At 72.3% G+C, this 8,504-nt stretch carries 8 protein-coding genes; all 8 read left to right on the plus strand.

Features of this window, described 5'->3' with window-relative positions:
* Window positions 1-48: 48 nt before the first annotated feature.
* Complete coding sequence (locus ACWGIU_RS21090; protein ID WP_453707981.1) at window positions 49-684, plus strand: NUDIX domain-containing protein; 636 nt, start codon at window positions 49-51, stop codon at window positions 682-684.
* Window positions 685-892: 208 nt separating this feature from the next.
* Complete coding sequence (locus ACWGIU_RS21095; RefSeq protein ID WP_453707972.1) at window positions 893-2,881, plus strand: tetratricopeptide repeat protein; 1,989 nt, start codon at window positions 893-895, stop codon at window positions 2,879-2,881.
* Window positions 2,882-3,033: 152 nt separating this feature from the next.
* A complete protein-coding gene (gene ald / locus ACWGIU_RS21100) occupies window positions 3,034-4,149 on the plus strand; it encodes an alanine dehydrogenase (protein WP_453707974.1) in 1,116 nt (371 codons plus the stop codon).
* 369 nt (window positions 4,150-4,518) lie between these two features.
* Entirely contained in the window at window positions 4,519-5,637 is a 1,119-nt protein-coding gene (locus ACWGIU_RS21105) for a ParA family protein (RefSeq protein ID WP_078851667.1), read from the plus strand.
* Window positions 5,622-6,143, plus strand: coding sequence for a hypothetical protein (locus tag ACWGIU_RS21110; protein ID WP_453707976.1), 522 nt, complete (start codon window positions 5,622-5,624; stop codon window positions 6,141-6,143). Before ACWGIU_RS21105 ends, ACWGIU_RS21110 begins: the two co-directional genes overlap by 16 nt.
* Window positions 6,144-6,485: 342 nt before the next feature.
* Window positions 6,486-7,601, plus strand: coding sequence for a segregation and condensation protein A (locus ACWGIU_RS21115; protein ID WP_453707978.1), 1,116 nt, complete (start codon window positions 6,486-6,488; stop codon window positions 7,599-7,601).
* A gap of 59 nt (window positions 7,602-7,660) precedes the next feature.
* Complete coding sequence (scpB, locus tag ACWGIU_RS21120) at window positions 7,661-8,233, plus strand: SMC-Scp complex subunit ScpB (protein WP_372499813.1); 573 nt, start codon at window positions 7,661-7,663, stop codon at window positions 8,231-8,233.
* Window positions 8,233-8,504: hypothetical protein (locus ACWGIU_RS21125; protein WP_453707980.1), on the plus strand; the 272-nt coding region annotated here is incomplete at its 3' end. The genes scpB and ACWGIU_RS21125, both read left to right, overlap by 1 nt.

An 8,504-nucleotide genomic window follows, 5' to 3' on the forward strand; every position in this document is an offset into this window, starting at 1 on the left:
GATCGTGCCCCGGCTGTCGCGTTCTCGGGGAAGGTATCGGCCATGGCCATGGGCAACGACATCGTGGACACACCGGAGTCGTGGGAGGTGGTCGCCTCACGGACCCCGTTCGAGGGCGCGAAGACGGCCGTCCGCTCGGACCAGGTCCGGATGCCCGACAGCATGGTGGTGCGCCGCGACTACCAGGTGCACCCGGGCTCGGTGTGCGTCCTCGCCCTCGACGAGGAGCAGCGGGTGCTGGTCCTCAAGCAGTTCCGCCATCCGGTGCGGCACCGGCTGTGGGAACTCCCGGCGGGGCTGCTGGACGTACCCGGCGAGAACCCGCTGCACGCCGCCCAGCGGGAGCTGTACGAGGAGGCGCACGCCAAGGCGGGCGACTGGCGGGTGCTGGCCGACTTCTTCACCTCGCCCGGCGGATCCGACGAGGCCGTCCGGATCTTCCTCGCGCGGGATCTGGCGGAGGCCGAGGGAAAGCGGTACGAGGTCTCCGACGAGGAGGCGGACATGGAGATCGCCCGGGTCCCGCTCGCGGACCTGGTCCGCGGGGTCCTGGCCGGCGAGCTGCACAACCCGGGACTGGTGACCGGGGTACTGGCCCTGGCCGCGGCCCTTGCCTCCGAGGGCGGCATCGAGGCCCTGCGCCCGGCCCTCGCCCCCTGGCCGGCCCGCCCGTACGAGGCGTAGGACCTGTCGTCGGAGCCCTCCCTCCCGTACCGCGGGAGGGGCCCGGGGCCCGGCGGCAGGCCCGCCGGGGAGGCGCCGTGCGAGCGGGGCGTAAGAAAATAGGCCCATCTGCTGATCCGATTGGGGGATTTGCCCGCCGCGCTCCACCAGGGTCGTCGCTCTGCGTGAACTACGCTCGCAATCCGGTGGCAGGGAGAGGAGCGGATCCGTGGCGGATTTCGTCGGGCGGCGGCGTGAGCTCAAGGAGCTGCGCGAGGACATCGCGCGAACCGGGCTCGACACCCTCTCCGGCCGCAAGGCCAAGTCGCCCCGGGCCCGGGTGCTGCTCGTCGCCGGGCGGCCCGGGTCCGGGCGCACGGCCCTCGCCGAGGCCTTCGTGCGGGAAGTGGCCGAGGAGTACCCCGACGGAGTGCTCCGCACCCGCCTCACCGCCCCCGGCGGCGCGACCGTGGCAACCGAGCGGGCCGTGCGCAGCCTGCTGGAGGGGCTGGGCCGGCCCACCCCGCCCGGAGCCGGGGAGGAGGAGCTGAGCTCTGTCCTGCGCACCGCCCTCCAAGGCCGCCGGGTCATCATCCTGGTCGACGACGCCGTCGATCCGGAGCAGGTCGACGCCCTGCTGCCGGACACCCCCGAGTGCCTCGTCGTCGTCACCGCCGAGGGGCCCCTCACCGGCATCCCCGACGTCCGGCCCTGCACCCTCGGCGGACTCGACACCCCCTCCGCCGTGGGACTGCTCGCCCAGCGCATCGGCGACACCCGGGTCACCGCCGACCCCCGGGCCGCCGAGACCCTCGCCGAGGAGTGCGGCGGCCAGCCCGCCGCGCTCGTCCTCGTCGGCGGGTGGCTCGCCGCCCACCCCAAGGCCTCCGTCGCCGACGTGGCCAAGCAGCTGCACGACATGCCCGCCACCACCGGAGGCCCGCTCGCCCGCGGCTTCCGGCTCGTCTACGAGTCCCTGCCGCAGCCCGCCCAGCGGACCCTGCGGCTGCTGCCGCTCGCCCCGGCCGGCATCGTCGACTCGCACACCGCCTCCGCCTTGGCCGGCTGCTCGGTGGCCGCCGCCCAGTCCACCCTCGACGACTTCGCCGGGCTGGGCCTCGTCCGCCCCTCCAGCGACGGCCTCTTCCTGCTGCCCGGCTGCCTCGCGCCGCTCCTCCAGGCCCTTCTGGAGACCAAGGAGCGCCCCGCCGAGGTTCAGCTGGCCCGGGCCCGGATGCTGGAGCGCACCGTACGGCTGCTCCACTCCTGCCGGGCCATGGCCGAGGCCGAGGAGCCCGGGGTGGACGCCGCCGTCGAGGACGACCTCCGCGAACTGCTGGACGGCCTGCCGCGCGCCCTGCGGTTCCCCGACCGGTGGGCCGCCGCCACCTGGCTGGACACCCGGCTGCCCGCGCTCAACGCGGCCGCCTCCCTGGCCGTGGCCGACGGCGGGCTCGACACCCTGGCCCGCCGGCTGGTCGCGGCCCTCGTCCGGGCGTTGGCGGACCACCGGGGCACGGCCGGGGCCGCACCCGAGCTGTACGGGCTGCACCGGCTGGTCCTCGACGTGGCCGAGCGCCGCAACCTGCACCGGGAGCGGGCCGCCGCGCTGCTGAACCTCGCCGACCTGGACGCCGAGACCGGCCGGACGCAGGAGGCCCTGGAGCGCTACCGGGCCGCGCTGGACGCGGGACGGGCGGCGATGGATCCGTACGCCACGGGCCGCGCGATGGAATCCGTAGGAGGCGCCTACCAGGAGCTGGCGGACTGGCACCGGGCCTCCGACTGGTTCGGCCGGGCGCTGTCCCAGGCCCTGGCGCGGGGCGAGCGGGCGGACGAGGCCCGGCTGTACGGGCGGCTCGGGAACGTCCACACCTACGCGGGGCGGTACGGGGACGCGCTGCGCAGCTGGCGCGCCGCCGCCGCGGGCTACCGGAAGCTGGCCGATGTCCCCGGTCAGGCAAAGGCGTTGAGCGAGATGGCCCGGGTCCAGGAGTACGCCGGCCGGCCCGAGGAATCGCTGCACACCTGCCGCGAGGCGGTGGAGCTCGCACGCCGGGCCGGGGACCAGCGACTTCAGGCCGCACTGCAGGTCAGGCTGGCCGACACGCTGGACAGACTGGGAGACCCCGCGGCTGCCAGGCTGCACCGCTCCGCAGCCGACAGATTGCTGGGAGATGACCCCGCAGCCTGCGAAATCCGTAGTGATTCCGACTGAGATTATTTGTTTGCAAGGCTAGACAGCGACTCATCCTTCATTAGACTGGCTTCACCACGTCATCCTGTGGTGCATCCCGTTGCGCGTTCTTGTGGGCGGGTATGTATGGAAGTACCCCCGAATATCCCCTGAGCCAAGGACCGTGATCGACGATGAAGGTCGGCATCCCCCGCGAGGTCAAGAACAACGAGTTCCGGGTCGCCATCACGCCCGCCGGCGTGCATGAGCTGGTCCGCAACGGCCACCAGGTCTTCATCGAGCGGAACGCCGGTGTGGGTTCCTCGATCACGGACGCCGAGTACGTCGCGGCCGGCGCCGAGATCCTCGGCACCGCCGACGAGGTCTGGGCCACCGCCGACCTGCTGCTCAAGGTCAAGGAGCCCATCGCCGAGGAGTACCACCGCCTCCGCAAGGATCAGACGCTCTTCACCTACCTGCACCTGGCGGCCTCCCGTGAGTGCACGGACGCCCTGCTGGAGTCCGGCACCACCGCCATCGCCTACGAGACGGTCGAGCTCGCCAACCGCGCGCTTCCGCTGCTCGCCCCGATGTCCGAGGTCGCGGGCCGCCTGGCCCCGCAGGTCGGCGCCTACCACCTGATGCGCTCGGCCGGCGGCCGCGGCGTCCTCCCGGGTGGTGTTCCCGGCACCCACGCCGGCGAGTGCGTCGTCATCGGCGGCGGCGTCTCCGGCTGGAACGCCGCGCAGATCGCCATCGGCATGGGCTTCCACGTGACCCTGCTCGACCGCGACATCAACAAGCTCCGCGAGGCCGACAAGATCTTCGGTACGAAGATCAAGACGATCGTCTCCAACGCCTACGAGCTGGAGAAGGCCGTCGTCGAGGCCGACCTCGTCATCGGCGCGGTGCTGATCCCGGGTGCGAAGGCCCCGAAGCTGGTCACCAACGAGCTCGTCGCCAAGATGAAGCCCGGAAGTGTCCTTGTCGACATTGCGATCGACCAGGGCGGCTGCTTCGAGGACTCCCGTCCGACCACTCACGCCGAGCCGACCTTCATGGTCCACAACTCGGTCTTCTACTGCGTCGCCAACATGCCGGGCGCGGTGCCGAACACCTCCACCTACGCGCTGACGAACGCGACGCTGCCCTACATCGTGCAGCTCGCCAACCTCGGCTGGGTCGAGGCGCTGCGTCGTGACGCCGCCCTCGCGCTGGGTCTCAACACCCATGACGGCCAGGTCGTTTACGGTCCCGTCGCCGAGGCCCACGGCCTCGAGACCCTTGAGCTGAGCACGCTGCTCGGCTGACACGTCAACGACTGACGTCAATCTCACGTATCCGGCCGGACCTTGCCCGCAAGGTCCGGCCGGGCGTGTTTTGCGCGGTGCCCCGAGACCCCGCTCAACTCGCCTCGAACGTAACCCTTTAACCCTTTCGCGCACCAGCGAAACTTCCCAGCGACAGCTCGTGCGCCCTTGACAGAGTGGTGTTCGGTTGCCGACACATCGTGCCGGGTCCGGCGGATTGTGTTGCCGCTGAGCGGTGACACGCCATAGAGTCGCCAACCGTCGGCATGGTGCCACGCTGACCTATCGATAAGTGTCCTGGTCACGTCCGAGGAGGTAAGACGACTTGTGAATGAGTCGACATTTGCTCCTGGAGGTGGTCGAGCAGGGATGCCTGAGCGGGGCCAGGGCCCTACCGGGCTCGAAGCTGTCGGCTCCGTCGCAGTACGCACCTTCGCAAACCACCAGCACATGACGACGCCCCAAAAGAGCATGGACGGCCTAGACGTGAACTCCAGGGCCGGCGACCTGAGCGGCGAAAAGCCCGTGGGTTTCGCCGACTACGACAATGTGCCCGAGGGGCACTTCTACGACCCCGACGCGGAGTACGAACCGGACCCCGAGTACGCGGCCACTCTCGCCCCCGACGCTGCCCGTCAGCGCCGTGAGCGGATCGGCCCGACCGGACGCCCGCTCCCGTACTTCCCGATCCCGGGTCCGCTGACCGACCACGGTCCGGCGAAGATCATCGCGATGTGCAACCAGAAGGGCGGCGTGGGCAAGACCACGTCGACCATCAACCTGGGTGCCGCGCTCGCCGAGTACGGGCGCCGCGTGCTGCTCGTCGACTTCGACCCGCAGGGCGCGCTGTCCGTGGGTCTCGGCGTGAACCCGATGGAACTCGACCTGACGGTCTACAACCTGCTCATGGAGCGGGGCATGTCGGCCGACGAGGTGCTGCTCAAGACGGCGGTCCCCAACATGGACCTGCTGCCGAGCAACATCGACCTGTCCGCTGCCGAGGTGCAGTTGGTCAGTGAGGTCGCGCGCGAGTCCACCCTGCAGCGGGCCCTGAAGCCCCTGCTGGCCGACTACGACTACATCGTGATCGACTGTCAGCCCTCGCTCGGTCTGTTGACCGTGAACGCCCTGACGGCGGCTCACAAGGTCATCGTCCCGCTGGAGTGCGAGTTCTTCGCCCTGCGCGGCGTGGCGCTGCTGACCGAGACCATCGAGAAGGTGCAGGAGCGGCTCAACCCCGAGCTGGAGCTCGACGGCATCCTCGCCACGATGTACGACTCCCGCACGGTGCACAGCCGTGAGGTGCTGGCGCGCGTCGTCGAGGCCTTCGACGACCACGTCTACCACACGGTCATCGGCCGCACGGTGCGCTTCCCGGAGACCACGGTCGCCGGTGAGCCGATCACGACGTACGCCTCCAACTCCGTCGGCGCCGCCGCCTACCGCCAGCTGGCCAGGGAGGTGCTCGCCCGGTGTCACGCCGAGTGAGTCTGCCCGGAGCCGACGAACTGTTCCGTACGACCGGGGGGATGGCGCTCCAGTCGTCCTCGCCGCGGCGCGGGGTCGAGGAGGCGCCCACCGCGGAACACCCGGCCACGTCGGCGGCGGGCCAGGGGAGTGAGGGCCGCAGCCGGGAGGCCGCGGAGGCCGGCGGGCCCGTCGTGGGGCAGCCCAGGCGGCCGCAGGAAGGTTCTGCCGGCCCGTCAGGCGGCATGGGGTCGGCCCCGGCCGGCGCGGGCCGCCGGGGCAAGGGGCAGGGCAGGGGCGCGAACCGGCGCCCCAGCGGCCGCGAGCGCCACGACGAGAAGATCACGGTCTACGTCTCCGCCGAGGAGCTCATGGACCTGGAACACGCGCGGCTGGTGCTGCGCGGGGAGCACGGGCTGGCGGTGGACCGGGGCCGCATCGTCCGCGAGGCGGTCGCGGTCGTCCTCGCCGATCTCGAATCCCGCGGCGACGCGAGCATCCTCGTACGGCGCCTGCGCGGCCGCTGACCGCCCTGCGGGGCCCCTCCCGGTGCCCCCGTCCTCCGCACCGCCCGCCCGTCGCGGCGCGGCCCGCGGCACGCCTCCTCCGGAGACCCGACCCCGGAGGCCGGGCCCCGAGGCCGTCCGCCCGGTGACCGGGTCTCCGCGATCGGCGGCCCGCTCCGGAACCTCTCCCCGTCGTGAGAACACGCCCGCAGGGTGCCTGTACGGGCGGGGGAGCGCCGCTGCGGCGGCGTGGCACGGTGCCGGGCGGGGTCCGCCGGGGAGCGCGGGCAAGCCCGTAGGCTGCTGCTGGCCGCGGCATGGCGCCCGGCCCCACGCCCGCCTCTTTGCACCTCCTGGACAGCGATGCCCCTGCCCGCCGATTCCGGCCGACCGACCCGGCGCGTCCTGGGCCGCGGCCCGGGCGCCCCCGCCGCGGCCCGGCAGCCGGACGCGCGCGACGGGGCGGGCACCGAAGCCCCTGAGGCGCCCGCTGCGCGCCCCGCACCCGCGGTGGAGGGTACGGAGCCGGAACGTTCCACCGGGCCCGCAGGCGGGCAGCAGGAGCCCCCCGGGCCGCGGCCCGAGCCGGTCCCCGAGCCGGTCCCCGAGCCGGCTCCCGATCCTGAACCGGTCGCGGACGCCGAGGTGGCCGTACTCCCCGGGCGCGCGAGCCCCGGGGGCGGCGACGGGCGGTTCACCCTGCGGCTCGCCAACTTCGAGGGCCCCTTCGACCTGCTGCTCCAGCTGATCTCGCGGCACAAGCTCGATGTCACCGAGGTCGCGCTGTCCGAGGTCACCGACGAGTTCATGGCGCACATCCGCGCCATGGGGCCCGACTGGGACCTCGACCAGACCACCGAGTTCCTCGTCGTCGCCGCCACCTTGCTCGACCTGAAGGCCGCCCGGCTGCTGCCGGCCGCCGAGGTCGAGGACGAGGCGGACCTGGCCCTGCTGGAGGCCCGGGACCTGCTCTTCGCGCGCCTGCTCCAGTACCGCGCGTACAAGCAGATCGCCGAGATCTTCGAGCGGCGCGCGGAGGCCGAGGGCAGGCGGTACCCGCGGACGGTCGGGCTGGAGCCGCACCACGCGGACCTGCTGCCCGAGGTCGTCATCAGCATCGGGCCGGAGGGGTTCGCCCGGCTCGCCGTGAAGGCCATGCAGCCCAAGGCCAAGCCCCAGGTGTACGTGGACCACATCCACGCGCCCCTGGTCAGCGTGCGCGAGCAGGCCGGTCTGGTGGTGCGGATGCTGAAGACGCGCGGGGAGGCCACCTTCCAGGAGCTCACCGAGGACGCGGAGGACACGCTGACGGTCGTCGCGCGCTTCCTGGCCCTGCTGGAGCTCTACCGGGAGAAGGCGGTCGTCCTCGACCAGGAGGAGGCCCTGCGGACCCTCACCGTGCGCTGGAGCGGCGGGGACGGTGACGGCATGCCGACCGTGACGGACGAGTTCGACCGGATCGTGGAGGCGAAGGATTGAACGGCGAGGTGAGCGCGGTGGCCGCGCTGGAGCTGAAGCCGGCCCTGGAGGCCGTGCTCATGGTCGTGGACGAGCCGGCCACCGAGGCGCACCTGGCCAAGGTGCTGGAGCGCACCCCGCGCGAGGTCGCGCGGGCGCTGCGGGAGCTCGCCGACGAGTACACGGCCGCACGCCGGGGCTTCGAGCTGCGGCTGGTCGCCGGCGGCTGGCGGTTCTACACCCGGGCCGAGTACGCACCTGCCGTGGAGGGCTTCGTGCTGGACGGCCAGCAGGCCCGGCTCACCCAGGCGGCCCTGGAGACCCTGGCGGTCGTCGCGTACCGCCAGCCGGTGAGCCGATCACGGGTTTCGGCGGTCCGCGGAGTCAACTGCGACGGGGTCATGCGGACCCTCCTCCAGCGGGGTCTGGTGGAGGAGGCGGGGACGGAACCCGAAACAGGTGCGATCCTGTACAGGACGACGAACCACTTTTTGGAGCGGATGGGCCTGCGCGGCCTTGACGAGCTCCCGGAGCTCGCGCCCTTCCTCCCCGAGGCGGAGGCGATCGAAGCCGAGACGCAGGAAGGTGTTCCGTCGTTCGATCCGGACGCACCGGACACAGATGCAGACGACGACAAGACGACGGAACTTTGATGCGAAGCAGCGGCAACGGCAACGGTGGCGGCAACAGGAACAGCGGCGGCGGTGGCGGCGGGCGCGGTAACTCCCGCGGCGGCTCCTCCAGCGGCGGTGGCTACCGCGGGAGCGGCTCCGGCGGTGGCAGCGGCTCCGGCGGCTCCCGCGGTAGCAGCTCGGGTGGCGGTTACCAGGGTGGCGGTTCCCGTGGTGGCAGCTCGGGCGGCGGTTACCAGGGCGGTGGCTCCGGCGGTTCCCGTGGTGGCAGCTCGGGTGGCGGTTACAAGGG

The sequence above is a fragment of the Streptomyces sp. NPDC054840 genome, from assembly GCF_053611065.1.

Excerpts from the sequence above, each read along its gene's own strand:
- ACWGIU_RS21090 (WP_453707981.1), top strand. The coding sequence starts at position 49 with ATGGGCAACGACATCGTGGACACACCGGAGTCGTGGGAGGTGGTCGCC.
- ald (WP_453707974.1), top strand. The coding sequence starts at position 3,034 with ATGAAGGTCGGCATCCCCCGCGAGGTCAAGAACAACGAGTTCCGGGTC.
- ACWGIU_RS21105 (WP_078851667.1), top strand. The coding sequence starts at position 4,519 with ATGCCTGAGCGGGGCCAGGGCCCTACCGGGCTCGAAGCTGTCGGCTCC.
- ACWGIU_RS21115 (WP_453707978.1), top strand. The coding sequence starts at position 6,486 with ATGCCCCTGCCCGCCGATTCCGGCCGACCGACCCGGCGCGTCCTGGGC.
- scpB (WP_372499813.1), top strand. The coding sequence starts at position 7,661 with ATGGTCGTGGACGAGCCGGCCACCGAGGCGCACCTGGCCAAGGTGCTG.